Below are 16,816 nucleotides of genomic sequence, written 5' to 3'. Positions count from 1 at the left end.
CCTAGGCGTCCACGGACCGGGCGATCTCGTCGAGGTCGACCACACTCGCGACGTCGGTGACCGGGTGCACCCCGGGCGCGCGCACAGTGATCCGGTAGTCCTGGGCGGGCAGCCCGTCGAGGATGGCCTGCTGCCAGCCGTCGACGGCCGGCGACAACGGGTGCTGCCTGCCCGGTCCGCCTGCGACGGGCTCGACCGACGCGACCAGCCGAGCGCCCCCGGCATCGGTGCGCGCGCGGATCACCAGCGGCTCGGCGGTGGTAACGTCGTCGACCTCCAGCGCGACCGATTCGTTCACCGCAGGAAACACGTTCGGGGGCGCGAGAACTGCGGTGGTCAGGATCCCGCCCACGTGGTCGAGCACCGGGTCGTCGTTCTGCAGGGATCCGTGCCGCTGGCTGAAGAACGCCGCGTTCTTCCATCCCGTCATGAGCTCGTGCGGGGTGGCCGACAGCTTCGGCACGGTGCCGTCCCCGCCGCTCTCGCCGGGCCCGCGGACGGTCAGCGTCTCGACCTTCGTCCCGGCGAGCCGGGCGGCCCACTTGGTGGGCTGGAAGTCGCCGATCACCGGACGGATGTCGTAGCCCTCGGGTCCCGCCTTCAGCCGCGCATCGACGGTGTCGCGCAGGTCCCGGTGCAGGCGCACCGCCGCCCCCATCCGGCCGGCGTCGAGACCCGTCCCCGACCAGTCGAGCGTGTCGTCGTCGAGTGCGCGCCACGACCCGTCGTCACCTGCCATGCACCGATACGACGGCAGCAACTGGTAGGCGGACGTGAATGACCCGATCAGCGCACCGAGGTCGACGGTGAACGGACCCCAGCCCTTGCGGAATCCGTTGACGAGGAAGTCGAGCGCATTGACCGAACCCGAGTACGGGGTGCCGAACGTGACGAGGGTGCGGGTGTCGCGCCAGCCGTCCAGCAGTTCGAGGAACAGTCGGGCGACGATTCCGCCCATGGAGTGGCACACCAGCACGAGTTTGGCGTCCGCGTTGCCCGACTTCTCGCGCCACCGCGCCAGCCAGTCGTGGGATCGCCGGGCCAGCGTGCGGGCCGCCACCCGGTTGTCGCGCCGCCAGTCGTAGGGCAGTTCGAAATAGTTGTCGCCGGGAACGGCCCCGAATCGGCGGACCAGGTCGTCGCGGAACTTCGTGTAGCCGTCGATCTTCCAGTCCAGCCCGGGAACGAAATGGAAGTCCGGCACCAGCCGGGTGGCCACGACGCCGTCACCGAGGTCGTCGACGTCCGGGTCGTCGCCGTCGAGTGTCAGGCGTTTGATGTTCCTGCCCAGCGACAGCACGCTCGCCAGCGCGACTCCCGGTGTCGGTGCCCACACGTCCTTGCCGTCACGTGCGAGGACCGACCCGCCGATGCCGGGCAACAACACGACGACGTCTTTCATCACGGCCTCCGGGATCGAACGCCCAGGAGAGGGCGGCTTCGAATCCCAGTCTTCTCTTACTCGCCGCAATACACACGAGTAGCGGACCACTCGGTTTGCAACTTTTCGGCGGACCGCCGACGCTCAGCGCTGCGCGAAGTTGAGGTAGGCCTTCGACGGTGTCGGGCCGCGCTGGCCCTGGTACTTGGAGCCGACGGCCGAGCTGCCGTACGGGTGCTCCGCCGCGCTGGACAGCCGCAGCAGGCACAGCTGGCCGATCTTCATCCCCGGCCACAGGGTGATGGGCAGGTTCGCGACGTTGGAGAGTTCCAGCGTGATGTGCCCGTTGAAACCCGGGTCGATGAACCCTGCCGTGGAGTGCGTGAGCAGTCCGAGGCGGCCGAGCGAGGACTTGCCCTCGAGGCGTCCCGCCAGGTCGTCGGGCAGCGAGCACACTTCCAGCGTGGACCCGAGGACGAACTCGCCTGGGTGCAGGACGAACGGCTCCCCCTCCGCCGGCTCGACCAGCGTGGTCAGCTCGTCCTGCCGCTGAGCTGGGTCGATGTGGGTGTAGCGGGTGTTGTTGAACACCCGGAACAGGCTGTCGAGGCGCACATCCACGCTCGAGGGCTGGACCATCGAATCGTCGAACGGGTCGATGCCCAGACGTCCAGTGGAAATTGCGGCACGGAGATCGCGATCGGAGAGGAGCACAGGTAGAGGTTAACGGGTGTGGATGGCCATCGAGAGCAGCAGTTCGGTGCAGGTATCCACCAGCTCCTCTTCGGGGAGCGTCACGGTCCCGTTCAGCCATGCCGTCAGGGTCTGGGCGAGGCCACCGACCATGAAGTGCGCGGCGAGGTCGAGGCGCGGGCTCTCGGCCACCTCGTAGTACCCGACCGTCTGCTTCGTGACCAGGCCCGCGAACAGTCGCGAGCTGTCGAGGCGACGCTGCGCCAGCACCGCGCTCGACTGCGCCACCGAGAACATCAGCCGGCCGTGCCGCGGATCCTCGGCGACCTCCCGCACGATGTTGCGGACCCCGGCGCGGACGATCTCGCGCTCCCCCGGCCCGGCGTTCGTCACGGCGTCCAGGGTGCTGGTCGCGATGCGCTCCACGACGTGGTCGTAGACGGCGACGGTCAGCGCCTCGCGGTCGGGGAAACTCTCGTAGAAGTAGCGGGTGGCGAGTCCGGCCTGCTTGCAGACTCCGCGCACGGTCAGGGCGTGGTCGCCGTCCGGGCTGCCGAGCAGGTCGAGTCCGGCCTCGATGAGCTGGCCACGTCGTTCCGATCGACGCTGGTCACCCTCTTGGCCGCCGTACACCCTGTCCGACGCGATTGCCATGGAAACATCTTCGCACTTGCCTCTGGACTCGCCACATATATGTGAGTACGGTCGTATTCAGATAGGGAATTCACCGCTTGCGACAGGAGTGCACATGTCGACATCTCTCGAGGTGCCGGACCGACTCGAACTGGTCATGGACGGAGCCGGCCTACTCGCCGGCGCAGCGAACGTGATCATGCAGCTCTCCCACCCCGCCGTCGGATACGGCGTCGTGGAAAGCCGCGTCGAAAGCGGACAGATCTTCCGGCACCCGATCAAACGCACCCGGACCACCCTCACCTACCTCGTCGTCGCCGCGCGCGGCACCGAGGAAGAGAAGGCCCAGTTCCGCAAGGGCGTCAACCGCGCCCACGCCAAGGTGCGGTCGGGGCCCGACAGCCCCGTGCAGTACAACGCGTTCGACCCCGAACTGCAGCTGTGGGTTGCCGCCTGCATCTACCGCGGATTCGAGGACGTTCACCGCTCCATGCACGGCGAACTCACCGCCACCGAGAGCGAATACTTCTACCAGCAGGGCGCCACCTTCGGCACCACCCTCCAGGTGCCGAAGGAGATGTGGCCCGACAACCGGGCCGCATTCGACGACTACTGGGAGAAAGCGCTCGCCAACGTGTCGATCGACGACACCATCCGCGAATACCTGGTGTCCGTCGCCAAGGTCGAATTCATGCCCGCCGTCGTGTCCCGGCTGTTCGGCCGACTCAACCTGTTCTTCACCACCGGCTTCCTCCCGCCCCTCTTCCGCGACCAGATGCACCTCACCTGGACCCCCAAGGATCAGCGGCGCTTCGACCGGACCATGAGCACCATCGGCGCCGTCAGCCGGCGCGTCCCCGTCACCATCCGCGAACTCCCCTACATCTTGCTCATGCGGGATCTCCGACGCAGAATGCGGACCGGCAAACCCCTCGTATGACACTCCACGCGTGTGCGCGCGTAGTCCGGATCACCATCTGATAATGTTGCCGCCGCAAGGTGTTGGGCCTGCCTACGGGCGCCCAATATCGTGCGCGCCGATGTAGTTCAATGGCAGAACATCAGCTTCCCAAGCTGAATACGCGGGTTCGATTCCCGTCATCGGCTCCATCCATCCATGGGGTGTTCACCCAATAAGCCTCCGTGTGCACGACGTCGTCGGCCCGCTGTGCGGCGCGCGCATCGACACGGGATGATTCGGGCAGCGCACCCGGTTCGGATCGCACCTCGTCGAGGCTCCCGAGTGGGGTCCCACCCCTGGCAGGCCGCGATCATCCTGTCTCGTTCGACTGACGCGTCTCCTCGATGCGCTGCCGTTGCCGGACCCCGTACGCCGCCTCCCTGACGGCGGCATCGTCCTCGAGACCCGACCCGAGTGCCCCACCGATGGTCGCGATGGACGCCAGCAGCCAGGTGAGCGTCAGGTAGTCGGTGAAGCTCACCCCGTGCCCGAGAATGCGGGACAGCAATTCCGGGGGAAGAGTGAGCGTCGCGGTGAACAGCAGCAGACAGAACAGGGCCACATGGAGGACGACCACGCCGATGACCAGGGTGACCACGGTCGCGGTGTTGTACAGCACCGAACGGTCGCGTTCCTCCGGCGACTTCGGCCGCTCCCAGAGTTCGTGGTCGAGGATCAGCCAGAGAATCATCGCCACGATCGACAGGACCGTCGCCGCACTCATCCGCCACGGACCCATCGTGTCGGCGAACAACCAGATCGTGTTGGTGGCCAGCGCGATCGCACCGGTGGCGAAGGCGCCGACGAGCACCTTCGACAGTCCAGTGACCAGCCGCCACGGCCGGTTGGCCCGCACCATTCCCGACAGCAGTCGCAGTCGCCGCAGTCCCGGGGGCGCGAAATACCGGATGCCGTCGCCAATCTGCGCAGACGGGAATCGTCGCGCCGCGCCGGGGGGCGTGAGTTCCGGTTCATCGAGAATGCGGGCGATCGCGAGTTCGGTGACGCTGCGGACGCGGCGCTCGATGTGGACGCCACCCACCCCGGCGACGGAGATGAGCGCGAATTTGTGGTCGGCGCTGACTTCGGCAACCACCGGCAGGGTGTCCTCGCGGCGCGGCAGATCGGTGAGATACACGACGATGTCTTCCTCTTCGGCTGACGGATCAACCGTGTCGATGACATCGGCGAAATCCGCTTGCTCGTCGGGGAGATAGGGCTTCCGGCGCACGCACGTCGTCCACCGGCGCTCCAGCCCGTCGGGGCTACGCAGGCGTTCCGGCAGGCGCTCCGCGACGGATTGCGCGAGTGCCGCTGGTTCGCCCGGATCCGCGATCAATAGCACCGAGACCCGCTCACCCGCGGCACCGGATTGCCCTTGGAGTTGCTCGTTCGCCTTCACCGCCTTCGCGTACCCGCTCGGTCTGCCCCCAAACTCCAGGCAGTGGGTGTGAGTCGATTGTGGCGCCCGCTGTCCGTCCGGTAGACACGTCCGCCTGGTCCGCGGAGGCATCGTCGACAAGAGCGGGAATCGGTGGGATCTTCATGCTGGCCTCCGGACTCACTCCCTCACGGCATAGCGGAGGAAGACCATGCCGAGCGCGGTTTACCTTGATCACCCGTCGGGCACCCGAACACGGACATCGACCGACGAGAGGTGTGGTTCCCAGTGCGAGCAGTCACGTGGCAAGGCAAACGAAAGGTCAGCGTCGACACCGTCCCCGATCCGAAGATCGAACACCCGACCGACGCCATCATCAAGGTCACGACGACGAACATCTGCGGTTCCGATCTGCACCTGTACGAAACTCTCGGCCCGTTCATGGGAGAAGGGAACATCCTCGGCCACGAACCGATGGGGATCGTCGAAGAAGTCGGCACGGCGGCCGGCGACCTGAAGGTCGGCGACCGCGTCGTGATCCCGTTCCAGATCTCGTGCGGCGACTGCTTCATGTGCAACCTGCAGCTGTACACGCAGTGCGAGACGACGCAGGTCCGCGAGCAGGGCATGGGAGCGGCGTTGTTCGGATTCTCCAAGCTCTACGGCGAGGTACCGGGAGGACAAGCCGAGTACCTGCGCGTCCCCCAAGCCCAGTTCACCCACATCAAAGTCCCCGAGGGCCCGCCGGATTCCCGATTCGTCTACCTGTCCGATGTGCTGCCGACGGCGTGGCAGTCGGTCGAGTACGCCGCCATCCCCGAGGGCGGGTCGGTCACCGTGCTCGGCCTCGGCCCGATCGGAGACATGGCGGCGCGCATCGCCCACCACAAGGGTGCACGGGTCATCGCGGTCGACAACGTCCCCGAACGTCTTGCCCGCGCCAAGGCCCGGGGCATCGAAACCCTGAACCTGGACGAGCACGGCGGCGATCTCGCCGACGTCATCCGCGATGCGACCGACGGTCGCGGCACCGACTCGGTGATCGACGCGGTCGGCATGGAGGCGCACGGTTCACCGATCGGCAAACTCGCCCAGCAGATCGTCGGGTACCTGCCCGACGCGGTGGCGGCGCCGCTCATGCAGAAGGCCGGTGTCGACCGACTCGGCGCCCTGTATTCGGCGATCGACATCGTCCGCCGCGGGGGAACCATTTCCATCATCGGCGTCTACGGCGGCATGGCCGACCCGATTCCCATGCTCACCCTGTTCGACAAGCAGATTCAGCTGCGCATGGGCCAAGCCAACATCAAGAAGTGGGTCGACGACATCATGCCGCTCCTCGGCGACGGCGACCCACTCGGCGTCGACACCTTCGCCACCCACGAACTCCCCCTCGAACAGGCACCCCACGCGTACGAAATCTTCCAGAAGAAACAGGACGGTGCGGTGAAGATTCAGCTCAAACCCTGAACAACGTCGCCGTGGCTCCACCAGTACGACACTTCACAGCCGCCTTGCTCACCGCGGCCAGCTCCCCCATCAGGCCCTGTTCCCTTCGGTGCATCCCCGGTGCAGTCGAACCGGATTCGACACTCGGCGTTCCAGCAGAAGGTGACGTCGGCGGAGGAAGCGGTGAAGGTCATCGGTCCGGGTGACACCGTCGCTGTCAGCGGTTTCGCCAGCGCCGGGACACCCAAGGCGGTCATCCCGGCCTTGGCTGACCGGATTCACGCCGCCCGCGCGGCCGGCGCGAACTTCACCATCGACCTGCTGACCGGGGCGTCCGTCTCGCCCGAGACCGAGCGAATGCTNGCCGAGGTCGACGGAATCGCGCTGCGGATGCCCTACCAAGCGGAATCCACGGCTCGGCAGAAGATCAACGCGGGGCGGATGGANTACGTCGACATTCATCTGTCGCACGTGGCGCAGCAGGTATGGGAGGGCTATTACGGTCCGGTGAATGTCGCCGTCGTCGAGGTCGCCGGCATCACCGAGACCGGCGAATTGATTCCGTCCGCGTCTGTCGGAAACAACAAGACCTGGCTCGATGTCGCGGAGAAGGTCATTCTCGAAGTCAACTCCTGGGTCCCGGATGCGATGGACGGCATTCACGACATCTACTACGGCACCGCACTGCCCCCGCACCGCCGGCCGATCGAACTCACCAACGTCGAGGACCGCATCGGGCAACCGCATTACCGGGTGGACCCGGCCAAGGTGGTTATCGAGGTTTGACCTGCTATTCCGAGGTCATCCAGGACGGGATGCTGCACCTGATCAAGCACGGCACCGTCCGGTTCGCGTCGGCTACCGCGTTGGCACTCTCAGAGGCGGGGATCGCCGAGTTGACGTCCAACATCGACTTCTACCGGCAGCACATCCGGCTCCGTCCGCAAGAAATCAGCAACCACCCCGAGGTGGTCCGCCGGCTGGGGATCATCGCGATGAACGGGATGCTGGAGGCCGACGTCTACGGGAACGTCAATTCGACGCATGTGATGGGCACCAAGATCATGAACGGCATCGGCGGATCCGGGGACTTCGCGCGCAACGGGTACCTGTCGATGTTCCTCAGCCCGTCCACGGCGAAGAACGGGGCGATCTCGTCGATCGTCCCGATGACCCCGCACGTCGATCACACCGAGCACAACACCCAGGTTGTGGTGACCGAGCAGGGCCTGGCCGACTTGCGGGGGTTGTCGCCGCGTCGCCGAGCACGGGTGATCATCGAGCGCTGCGCGCATCCGGAATTCCGGCCGCTGCTCACCGACTACGTCGAGCGGGCGACGGCAACTGCGGGAGCCGGCCAGACGCCGCACCTGCTCGGGGAGGCGTTCTCGTTCCACCAGCGGTACCTGGAGTCCGGCTCAATGCGACTCTAGGACGGTCACCTTCCCGCTCTCCCGTCGGGGGTTGATCTTCCGGGGCTCGTCCGCGAAGGCAAAGCGACGCGATCTGGGACCTGGAGGGACCGATGGCCGATGGTTCGAATAGCGCACCGGCGCAGGGCATGTGGCGCCCGTTGACCCGGGTCTACGGGCGGCCCGTCCACCCTGCACCCAGGCAGAGAGATCTGAGGTGCCCCACGCTTGCCCGAGAGTCAATCCGTCTGTCGGACTCGAACTAGCGGATCTACCAGACATGGGACTGAGCCGCGGACACAATAGAAGGCCGTAGCGGCAGTTCGTCCCAACGCCGCGACTACTGGGGGCGGACGACAACCAGACGGGGGCGAAGTCGTCGGCGGGATCTCGACGGCCGCAGCGACGTCGCAAATCAGCGCGCGGCGGCGTATCGACCAAACCTGCGACGTCGATGGCGTACGGCGCGGCCAGTTCGTAGTGGGCAGGACGGGCCGACGCACGGCGAAGCAGGGCGATCGCGCCCTCCACATTGCCGCGCCGGACGTGGGTGATGCCGACCATGAGCTGGGCCAGGCCTTGCCTTGCCACAGCATCCGCTCGTCGTCCGGACCGGTCTTCCCCGCGGCCTCGAGCACCTCGTGCGCGTCGAATGCCAGACGAGAGGTTCGGCCGGCGCGAGCTCGAGATCATCCGGGATACGCGGAATGCCCGTACTACGTCAGCGGAGTCGTTCTCACCGTACGGCTCCCGCTATGCCGGTGCCTATCTGCGGGCGCCGCCACAGCTCCCATGCGAGTCGCAGGACCCCGATCGCGGTAAGAACGGTCAGCGACAAGACGGCGGGGACGGAAATCGCCACCGGAAAAACCAGGAGGGCCGCGACGGCGGTGAGGAGCCGATCGACGGTGAGCTGATGGTGGTCACGCCATCGGTAGGCCACCTCGGCGGCGTAGAACAGTGCCACCCCACCGGTGAGGGCGAGGGCGGCCAGCGGCGCCAGCGGCTCGTCGATGTGTTCCACCGAAACCCTTGCCCCAAGGGCGAAGAAGACGACCCCCGCGACGAGCGGCAGGTGCAGGTAGCTGTAGGCGTCGCGCGCCAACCGTACCCGATCGACACTGGGTGTTCGCCGCATCCGTTCTTCGGCGCCGGCAGCGAGGCCGAAGTAGGTCCACCACAGGGTGGCCGAGATCAGCACCCCGAGAACCACAGCGCCGAGAACCGCGGGATGGCGCAGGTTTTCGGTTGCCCCCGTCCCCAGCGCGATGATCGTCTCGCCCAGCGCGATGATGATGACCAAACCGTGGCGCTCGATGAAATACGAAGGTACGACACGAAGTCCGCTGATTCCCGCTATCAGGGGACTGCCGAAGTCTACCGCAGCGGCCGCGACCCACAGCAACTCACGGTAGGGGGAGGCCACAAAAGCGGCGGCAACGATCAATGCCGGCCCGACGAGCAGGCCCGGCGCCAGTCGGCGGATCGCTGACGCCAATCCATCCTCGTCTCGGGATGACGAAGCGAGGAACATACCGACGTTGATGAGTCGGACGGCGAGCAATGCGAGCCCGAAAACGAGGGCCCCGGTGGTGAATGCGGTCGGCAGTGCGATCGCAGCGATGAGCATCGCCGCCATCGCGACGATGATCAAAGTCGTGTGCGTCACCCGCGCCGTTTCGAATGTGTTGGTCAGCCAGGCGTAGCACACCCACGCCCACCACAGGGCGAGCAACGCGACCACACCCCGGCCGAAACCCTGCCAGGAGATGTCACTGAGCATCAGGTGTGTGACCTGCGACATCGCGTACACGAAGGTGAGGTCGAAGAACAACTCCAGGTTGCCCACCGACCGCCTATCAGACTCCTGCGATCCGTCGGTGTCGGGCTCGCGGCCGGCGGATCCCCCGGCGGCGTTGCCGTCGTTGACCGTCATCGTCGACCAGTGGCCATGATCATCGCCCGTTGCTATTCACCAGTAGTGTTGTTCTCCGATATCACCTTCTCGGGGGTGATCCGCACCAGCAGCATCCCCTCGCCCGCATTGAGCCGGCCGTACTCCTGCGCCCGCTCCGCCCCGACGTAGCGGCGGGCGTTGAGAGTGGAGGCGCGCAACACCTCATCCGGATCGGTGCTGACGCTGGCGCGGCCCTCGATAAGGACGAACGCGTACGGCGGGCGATCGTCATCGATGCACAACCCGACCCGTGGATCGCGAAGCACCGCCCGGCCCTTGACGGACTTGGACCCGGTGGTGATCAGCAGATCGTCGCCTTCGAGAACGAACCACACCGGCACGACGTGCGGGCGACCGTCGCGGCGAGTGGTGGCCCACTTGGCCGTTCGGGTTCCGGCGGTGACGAAACCGCGACACTCGGCATCCGACATTGCTGGCATGACAACTCCGCGGTGAGATCGCGAGTTCGGTGTCGGCACCGCCACGGGTCGCAGCGGAGCCGGTTGGCGCGTCGCTCTATGTGTGGAGGACGACTTTGGTCCATCCGTTGTCGCACGTGGGGCTACGAGGTTGCCGCCGGCATCGACCACCGCAATGTTCGACGGCGACTCGATCTCGTCAGCTTTGGCCTGCCCGGCGGCGATCACCCGCTGCGCATCGTCGAGGGACACCGAAGTCTGGTTCACTGTCATGACGCACCCGTCCGGGGCTTCGCGAACTGCGCGACGATGGCCTGACAGAACGCGGGGAGGTCGTCGGGCGAGCGGCTCGAGATCAGGTTCCCGTCGATCGCGACCTCTTCGTCGACGACGTCGGCCCCGGCGTTGCGCAGGTCGGTCCGCAGACTCGGGTATGAGGTGAGCGTTCTGCCTTTGGCCACACCGGCTTTCCCGAGCCGACGAAGTCGCGCACGAACGACACCGCCGGCTCCTCGATTCGCAGCTTGTCCGGGTTCACCGTGCCGCCCGGCAGCAGCAGGGCATCGTAGTCGTCGACCGCAACATCGGACACAGCCCGATCTACGGTGAACGTGCCGGCCGCGTCGAGGTCGTTGTTGCGTGCCTGGATTTCGCCGGTCTTCGGCGACAGCAGCTCCGTGTGCCCGCCGGCTTGGTGCACCGCGTCGCGGGGTCGCTCGAGTTCGACTCTTTCGACCCCGTCGGCAGCAAGTATCGCGATCCGCTTGCCCTGCAGTGTCATTGCCATCGTTGTGCTCCTCTCGGTCCGGGCCGCCTCACGGATGCATTACGACCTTGGTCCATCCGTCGTCGCGGGCATCGAAATGCTGGTAGCCGGACTCGGCCTCCGCCAGTGGCAGTTCGTGGGAGACGATCCAGGACGGCTTGGCACGGCCCTGGTGGATCAGGTCGCGCAGCTGCCGGTTGTAGTGCTTGACGTTGGCCTGCCCGGTTCCGACCTTCTGCCCCTTGAACCAGAATTTGCCCATGTCGAAGGCGATCTTGCCGTGGCGTTCGAGTTCGTCGGGGCCGTTTCGGTCCTGGGGCAGGAAGATGCCGACCACCCCGATGTGGCCGGTGAAGCGCACCGAGTCGACGAGCCGGTTCATCGTCATCGCGGCGTCCTCGTGACCCTGCGGGTCGTGCGCCTGATACCCGACGCACTCACAACCCTTGTCGGCACCCTGCCCGCGGGTCTGTTCCAGGACCTGCTCGACCGGGTCGCCCTTCGAATCGTCGATCGGAATGACGCCGATCTCCTCGGCGAGCTTGAGCCGGTCCGGATGCCGGTCGACGATCATCACCTTGCTCGCGCCCTGGATCATCGCCGAATACGCCGCCATCAACCCGACCGGCCCGGCCCCGTACACCACCATCGAATCGCCGGGCTGCATGTCGGCCAGGCGGGTGCAGTGCCAGCCGGTGGGAAAGATGTCGGAGAGCATCACGTAGTCGGTTTCCTTGTCCTGGGCATCCTCGGGCAGCCGCAGACAGTTGAAGTCGCCGAACGGCACCCGCAGATATTCCGCCTGCCCGCCCCAGAACGGGCCCATCCCGGCGAACCCGTATGCGGCGCCGGCCATCTTCGGATCCGGGTGCACCGTCAGGCAGAACGCGGTCAACCCTTCCTCGCAGTTTCGGCAGAAACCGCAGCCGATGTTGAACGGCAGGCACACCCGATCCCCCGGGGAGACCTTGACCACCGCATTGCCCACCTCGGCGACGATCCCCAAGTTTTCGTGACCGAGGACCATCCCGGGCTCCAGATCGGTGCGGCCCTCATACATGTGGAGATCCGACCCGCAAATGTTGGTGCTGGTGATCTTTACCAGCACATCGGTCGGCTGCTCAATCCTTGCATCGGGCACATCCTTCACATGAACCTCATGTGGCCCGTCGTACACAAGCGCTTTCATCTCGACTCCCTGATGCTGCGTTTCGGGTTGATGCCGGCCCGGCGGCCACAGGCGGTTACGTGTGAGCGACCGAATGAATCGTGCTGCTGGGGCAGACGCGACAACGAACGGAACTGAAAGCAAATCTAAAACTTTTGCTCGCCAACATGTTTCGCGTCACATCCGACAACAGCGGGTGCATTCCAGGCGTCGCATTCCGTCCACCATGGAGTCTCCTCTTCCGGCTCCACGATTACTAGGGGTGAGATCGGTTTCCTTGATGTGTGGGCTCGCGGGCTTCTTCCCTTTACCGGTCGATGGTGTGATGCTGGACCATGTCCACCACCTCGAACAGGAGACCCGACATGGCCACCAAGGCGCTGCTGGTCCGACTCGAAGCCAAACCCGGCAAGGAAAACGCGGTCGAGGAATTCCTCCGATCCGCGCTGCCGCTCGTCGAGCAGGAGCCCGGCACGAAGCCTTGGTTGGCGGTACGTTTCGGTCCCTCGACGTTCGGCATCATCGACGCATTCCCCGACGAGGCCGCCCGTGAAACACATCTCAATGGGCAGGTCGGCAAGGCCCTCGGTGAACGCGCCGACGAACTCTTCGCTGCGCCGCCCGAAATCAGCAACCTCGACGTGCTCGCCGACAAGCTCTGAACCACCGACTGGAAACAGCCCGCCCGCAAGCTCGACAGAACCGACATCACCCACGCGGACCCGAACCGAGACACGCGAGTCCGCCCAACCTGTCGAATCTTGGTGCACAACGACGAGGCGAGCGCAGCCTGATCCGTCACCGGGCCCCACCAAACTCCACGGAACTCGGGACATCCTCCGCGACCACCATGCTCACCTGGGTCAAAGAACGCTCGGTGTTCTCAACGTCGTGTAAGTGCATGATTCTCACGAACTTGCCGGAATCCGCATCCCGGTCGCTATCCCGTAAGGCGATCGGTCACCGGACGCGCCAAGGCCGGCCGTCGGGCGCCCTCGCCGATTGAGTTTAAAAGGCGATCGATTCCGGTGACGGATCGGTCGACGGTATATCGCAAACTTCGTCAGCGTTCGCGAGTTGGGTCGCGGGTTCGTAGGCCGCGATCATCACGCCTCGTTCGACTGACTCTGGGTCTCCTCGATGCGCTGCCGCTGCCGGACCCCGTACGCCGCCTCCTTGACGGCGGCGTCGTCCTCGAGACCCGACCCGAGCGCCCCACCGATGGTGGCGATGGACGCCAGCAGCCAGGTGAGCGTGAGGTAGTCGGAGAAGTTCACCCCTCGCCCGAGAACACGGGACAGCAGTTCCGGGGGAAGAGCGAGGTACGCGGTGAACAGCAGCAGACAGAACAGGGCCACGTGGAGGATGACGACGCCGAGAACCAGGGTGGCCACGATCGACAGGACCGTCGCCGCACTCATACGCCATGGACCCATCGTGTCGGCGAACAACCAGATCGTGTCGGTGGCCAGTGCGATCGCCCCCGTGGCGAACGCGCCGACGAGCACCTTCGACAGTCCGGTGACCAGCCGCCACGGCCGGTTCGCTCGCACCATCCCCGACAGCAGCCGCAGCCGCCGCAGCCCCGAGGGCGCGAAATACCGGATACCGTCCTCCATCTGCACACACGGAAACCGTCGCGCCGCGCCCGGCGGCGTCAGTTCCGGTTCCCGGAGGATGCGGGCGATCGCGAGTTCGGTGACAGTGCGGACGCGGCGCTCGATGTGGACGCCGCCCACCCCGGCGACCGCGATGAGCGCGAAGAGGTAGTCGGCGCTGACTTCGCCCACCACGGGCAGGGTGTCCTCGCGGCGTGGTAGATCGGTGAGGTACACGACGATGTCCTCCGCTTCGGAGGACGGATCGACTGTGTCGATCACATCTGCGAAGTCTGCTTGCTCGTCGGGGAGGTACGGTTTTCGGCGCACGCACGTCGTCCACCGACGCTCGGGGCGATCACGGCTTCGCAAGCGTTGCGGCAGGTACTCCGCGATACGTTCCGCGAGAGCCGCAGACGTGCCCGGATCCGCGATGAACAGCACCGAGACCTGCTCACCGGCCGCACTGAATTGCCCTCCCTGCAGATGCTCGTTCACGCCTTCGCATACCCGCCCGGTCTGCCCCCAAACTCCAGGCAGTGGCTGCGAGTCGATCACGGCGCCGCCGCGGATCTCCGCCGCCTCTGTCCCGTAAACACCACGAGCGGCCGAGGACGCACCGTCGACACGACTACAACCGGCTAGCCAACGCAACGTGCCGGGCCGCAACACAGATCCTGTCCACGCCCGTGTTGGTCGCTCTTGGAATCGTCGTCAGCTGGCGGGGCGGTCTGTCACGGTAACCGAAATCTGCTGGGTCTCGCCGCCGCGGAGCACGGTCAGTTCGACTCGATCGCCGGGGTCGACGGCACGGATCGCCGCGATGAAGTCCTCCGCCGACTCGGTGTCGTGGCCGTTGACCGCGGTGATGACATCACCCGGCCGGATACCCGCGGTCGCAGCCGGACCGAGCGGGACGACCTCGAGGACGACGACACCGCTGGTGCGGTCGACTGCCAATTGTTCGGCGATCTGCGGGGTCAGCGTGCCGGGCTGAATGCCGACGTACGCATGCTGGGCGGTTCCCGAGGCCAGCAGCTGGTCCGCGACGTCGACGACATTCGCCGCGGGGATGGCGAAACCCAGAGCGACCGCACCCGCCGACGGGGGAATGTAGGCCTGGCTCATCCCCACGACCCGCCCTTGTCCGTCGATCAGGGCACCCCCGGAGTTACCCGGCGAGATCGCGGCGTCGGTCTGGATCAGGTCGACCAGCGGCGCCCCGGTGGAAGCCGACCCGGGGATCTGACGGTGCAGTCCTGAGATGATGCCCGAGGTGACCGTGGCCTCGAACCCCAGCGGACTGCCCACGACTACGGCAAGCGCGCCGACCTCTGGCAGCGCTGTCTCGAACGTCGCCGCAGTCAGATCCGTGCGGTCCGCTTGAAGGACCGCGACGTCGGTCACACGATCGACGGCACGCACGTTCGCGGACACTTGTTGCCCGTCCGCGAAGGCCACACTCACCTGCCGGGCACCCTCGACCACGTGGGCGTTGGTGACGATGGTGCCGTCGGTCTTGTAGACGATGCCGCTGCCTACGCCGGACTCGGTGAGCACGGTGACGACCGAGGCCTCCACCTGCCGGACCAGTGCCGGCAGGTCTACGGCAGGCCCCGCTGAGGGCGTCGAGGTGGTGGGAGCCGAGGCGCCGCATCCTGCGAGGAGGAGGACCACGATCGCGACCAGCGGCACCCAGATCGAGGAACGTACGGTCGACGGCGCGCGCATCAGCGACCGCCTTTGTGAGAAATCGGTCTCCTACTTGCACCTACCGCGAGCGGGCCCACCCGATCAACATACCCCGCCCTGCTCCCGTGGTCGGCGACTCCCGACCCACGTCACATACCCATGGAAAACCTACATCGACGATTACAGTGCGCGTGCTCAACTGCTGCGGCGACGAGTCGTATATTGTTGTACTACTTTTGCTTTCAGACCAGCTGCCCGGCTTCCGCCCGATTCGGTTGCCGTACAGCGAAATCAGACTGTAGTGACTCCACAGGATGGGCTGATCCAACAGCTGGAAAGTGGATTTCGTCACTGGTTCGATTCTGCACCAGGGGATTAGGGCCCACCACCGAGGGCCTGACCCTATACGTGAGGGTGAAGGAGCTTCTTTCTCAGCGCTCCCGCGACTGTATTGCCATGGCGGAATCGGCTTCCTACTTTCGACTTACCGGACCCTTGCCACCCGACCGGTTCGGCTGCGAAGATTGATTGCATCGGGAGTTCTACTCGTGGAAGCACCGGAATAGTGGCTGATGCCCGGAGTGCGTGTACCGGTCGCCTCGAGCGGGTTCCGGCGGATATCTCTGCCGAGGGCGGGGTGTGAACACCACCGTTCCCCAATTCTGTCGACGCCCATCCGGCGAATGAAGAACTCTCACGCGGTTGAGCCGTCCGGAGCTCAACCGATTGACCGACCGGCAGGACGCCGAACCGGTACGCGCGGGCTCGACGTAGCACACATCATCGACGCCTAGGGGGCGTGATGTCCGAGTCCAGTGGCGGGACCTCCGCGGTACGTCCGAACCAACCTGCCCGCCAGGTAATAGCAACGTTCGACAACTACACCGACGCTGAAAGCGCCGTCGACTACCTCTCCGACCAGAAATTCACGGTGGACAAACTGACCATCGTCGGACGCGATCTCGAGCTGGTCGAGCAGGTCGTCGGCCGGCTGAACTACGGCTGGGCCGCGCTGCGGGGCGCCGCCGCGGGCGCGTTGACGGGTGCACTGTTCGGCTGGATCTTCGGATTACTCGATTGGGTCCAGCCGCTGCTCACGGGCCTCGCGCTCGCCTTCTACGGGTTGGTGTTCGGTGCCGTTGTCGGCGCTCTGCTCGGCCTGCTCATGTATGCGCTGCAGGGCGGCCGGCGCGACTTCACCTCAATCCAGTCATTACAACCACGTCACTACGAAGTCCTCGCCGACGTCGAGGTCGCGGACGAAGCCGTCCGCCTGCTCACCGGCCGGACCGATCGAAAGGAATGA

13 protein-coding genes, 1 tRNA gene and 4 pseudogenes are annotated in these 16,816 nt (G+C 65.8%); 6 read left to right on the top strand and 12 right to left on the bottom strand.

What is annotated here, in order from left to right; translation table 11 throughout:
* Position 1: 1 nt before the first annotated feature.
* The 3 genes from CA951_RS01655 to CA951_RS01645 form a co-directional block, all read right to left on the bottom strand.
* Positions 2 to 1,402 (bottom strand): hypothetical protein, encoded by a 1,401-nt coding sequence (locus CA951_RS01655; RefSeq protein WP_087555170.1) that lies wholly within the window; start codon positions 1,400 to 1,402, stop codon positions 2 to 4.
* A gap of 123 nt (positions 1,403 to 1,525) precedes the next feature.
* Complete coding sequence (gene dcd, locus CA951_RS01650; protein ID WP_087555169.1) at positions 1,526 to 2,095, bottom strand: dCTP deaminase; 570 nt, start codon at positions 2,093 to 2,095, stop codon at positions 1,526 to 1,528.
* A gap of 9 nt (positions 2,096 to 2,104) precedes the next feature.
* Positions 2,105 to 2,728 carry a TetR/AcrR family transcriptional regulator gene (locus CA951_RS01645; protein ID WP_087555168.1) on the bottom strand — a complete coding sequence of 208 codons (624 nt, stop codon included), beginning with the start codon at positions 2,726 to 2,728 and terminating at the stop codon, positions 2,105 to 2,107.
* Positions 2,729 to 2,822: 94 nt separating this feature from the next.
* On the opposite strand from CA951_RS01645, the gene CA951_RS01640 reads away from it, so the two are divergent.
* Together CA951_RS01640 and CA951_RS01635 are read left to right on the top strand one after the other, a co-directional pair.
* On the top strand, positions 2,823 to 3,647 hold the full coding sequence (locus CA951_RS01640; RefSeq protein ID WP_087555167.1) for an oxygenase MpaB family protein: 825 nt from the start codon (positions 2,823 to 2,825) through the stop codon (positions 3,645 to 3,647).
* Positions 3,648 to 3,743: 96 nt separating this feature from the next.
* Positions 3,744 to 3,817, top strand: a tRNA-Gly gene (locus tag CA951_RS01635).
* A gap of 161 nt (positions 3,818 to 3,978) precedes the next feature.
* Here the strand turns inward: CA951_RS01635 and CA951_RS01630 are convergent.
* Positions 3,979 to 5,070 (bottom strand): hypothetical protein, encoded by a 1,092-nt coding sequence (locus tag CA951_RS01630; protein ID WP_087555166.1) that lies wholly within the window; start codon positions 5,068 to 5,070, stop codon positions 3,979 to 3,981.
* A gap of 267 nt (positions 5,071 to 5,337) precedes the next feature.
* Here CA951_RS01630 and CA951_RS01625 point away from each other — a divergent pair, with 267 nt between their 5' ends.
* Together CA951_RS01625 and CA951_RS01620 are read left to right on the top strand one after the other, a co-directional pair.
* Positions 5,338 to 6,519: a zinc-dependent alcohol dehydrogenase gene (locus CA951_RS01625; protein ID WP_087555165.1), complete on the top strand. Its 1,182-nt coding sequence runs from the start codon at positions 5,338 to 5,340 to the stop codon at positions 6,517 to 6,519.
* 99 nt (positions 6,520 to 6,618) lie between these two features.
* Positions 6,619 to 7,931 (top strand): annotated as a pseudogene (locus tag CA951_RS01620) (acetyl-CoA hydrolase/transferase C-terminal domain-containing protein).
* A 319-nt stretch (positions 7,932 to 8,250) separates the two neighbouring features.
* Here the strand turns inward: CA951_RS01620 and CA951_RS43965 are convergent.
* From CA951_RS43965 to CA951_RS01595, 6 genes and pseudogenes are all read right to left on the bottom strand, one after another.
* Positions 8,251 to 8,628: pseudogene (locus tag CA951_RS43965) on the bottom strand (DUF309 domain-containing protein); the annotation flags it as partial.
* A gap of 18 nt (positions 8,629 to 8,646) precedes the next feature.
* Positions 8,647 to 9,846 carry a low temperature requirement protein A gene (locus CA951_RS01610; protein ID WP_087555164.1) on the bottom strand — a complete coding sequence of 400 codons (1,200 nt, stop codon included), beginning with the start codon at positions 9,844 to 9,846 and terminating at the stop codon, positions 8,647 to 8,649.
* 32 nt (positions 9,847 to 9,878) lie between these two features.
* Positions 9,879 to 10,307 carry a PPOX class F420-dependent oxidoreductase gene (locus tag CA951_RS43775; RefSeq protein ID WP_256973224.1) on the bottom strand — a complete coding sequence of 143 codons (429 nt, stop codon included), beginning with the start codon at positions 10,305 to 10,307 and terminating at the stop codon, positions 9,879 to 9,881.
* A 162-nt stretch (positions 10,308 to 10,469) separates the two neighbouring features.
* A pseudogene (locus tag CA951_RS43770) lies at positions 10,470 to 10,559 on the bottom strand (heme-binding protein); the annotation flags it as partial.
* Positions 10,556 to 11,073, bottom strand: a pseudogene (locus CA951_RS01600) (type 1 glutamine amidotransferase domain-containing protein). The pseudogenes CA951_RS43770 and CA951_RS01600, both read right to left, overlap by 4 nt.
* A gap of 28 nt (positions 11,074 to 11,101) precedes the next feature.
* Complete coding sequence (locus tag CA951_RS01595) at positions 11,102 to 12,112, bottom strand: glutathione-independent formaldehyde dehydrogenase (protein WP_373413376.1); 1,011 nt, start codon at positions 12,110 to 12,112, stop codon at positions 11,102 to 11,104.
* Positions 12,113 to 12,585: 473 nt separating this feature from the next.
* Here CA951_RS01595 and CA951_RS01590 point away from each other — a divergent pair, with 473 nt between their 5' ends.
* A complete protein-coding gene (locus CA951_RS01590) occupies positions 12,586 to 12,882 on the top strand; it encodes a putative quinol monooxygenase (protein ID WP_087555161.1) in 297 nt (98 codons plus the stop codon).
* Positions 12,883 to 13,326: 444 nt separating this feature from the next.
* Here the strand turns inward: CA951_RS01590 and CA951_RS01585 are convergent, their stop codons facing one another.
* Both CA951_RS01585 and CA951_RS01580 read right to left on the bottom strand, forming a co-directional pair.
* The gene (locus tag CA951_RS01585) at positions 13,327 to 14,316 is read right to left on the bottom strand and encodes a hypothetical protein (RefSeq protein ID WP_087555160.1); all 990 of its coding nucleotides are present in this window, start codon (positions 14,314 to 14,316) and stop codon (positions 13,327 to 13,329) included.
* A gap of 216 nt (positions 14,317 to 14,532) precedes the next feature.
* Positions 14,533 to 15,549, bottom strand: coding sequence for a S1C family serine protease (locus tag CA951_RS01580; RefSeq protein ID WP_087555159.1), 1,017 nt, complete (start codon positions 15,547 to 15,549; stop codon positions 14,533 to 14,535).
* Positions 15,550 to 16,312: 763 nt separating this feature from the next.
* On the opposite strand from CA951_RS01580, the gene CA951_RS01575 reads away from it, so the two are divergent.
* Positions 16,313 to 16,816, top strand: coding sequence for a general stress protein (locus CA951_RS01575; protein WP_087555158.1), 504 nt, complete (start codon positions 16,313 to 16,315; stop codon positions 16,814 to 16,816).

This window comes from Rhodococcus sp. NCIMB 12038 (assembly GCF_002165735.1).
In the GTDB taxonomy this organism is placed as follows: Bacteria; Actinomycetota; Actinomycetes; order Mycobacteriales; family Mycobacteriaceae; genus Rhodococcus_F.
The sequence above is the reverse complement of the archived record's forward strand: the minus strand, read 5'-3'. Positions and strand labels throughout refer to the sequence as shown.

Coding starts and splice junctions, on each gene's coding strand:
- CA951_RS01590 (WP_087555161.1), top strand. CDS start 12,586: ATGGCCACCAAGGCGCTGCTGGTCCGACTCGAAGCCAAACCCGGCAAG.
- CA951_RS01645 (WP_087555168.1), bottom strand. CDS start 2,728: ATGGCAATCGCGTCGGACAGGGTGTACGGCGGCCAAGAGGGTGACCAG.
- CA951_RS01610 (WP_087555164.1), bottom strand. CDS start 9,846: ATGACGGTCAACGACGGCAACGCCGCCGGGGGATCCGCCGGCCGCGAG.
- CA951_RS01580 (WP_087555159.1), bottom strand. CDS start 15,549: ATGCGCGCGCCGTCGACCGTACGTTCCTCGATCTGGGTGCCGCTGGTC.
- CA951_RS01575 (WP_087555158.1), top strand. CDS start 16,313: ATGTCCGAGTCCAGTGGCGGGACCTCCGCGGTACGTCCGAACCAACCT.
- CA951_RS01655 (WP_087555170.1), bottom strand. CDS start 1,402: ATGAAAGACGTCGTCGTGTTGTTGCCCGGCATCGGCGGGTCGGTCCTC.
- CA951_RS01640 (WP_087555167.1), top strand. CDS start 2,823: ATGTCGACATCTCTCGAGGTGCCGGACCGACTCGAACTGGTCATGGAC.
- CA951_RS01595 (WP_373413376.1), bottom strand. CDS start 12,112: ATGTATGAGGGCCGCACCGATCTGGAGCCCGGGATGGTCCTCGGTCAC.
- CA951_RS43775 (WP_256973224.1), bottom strand. CDS start 10,307: ATGCCAGCAATGTCGGATGCCGAGTGTCGCGGTTTCGTCACCGCCGGA.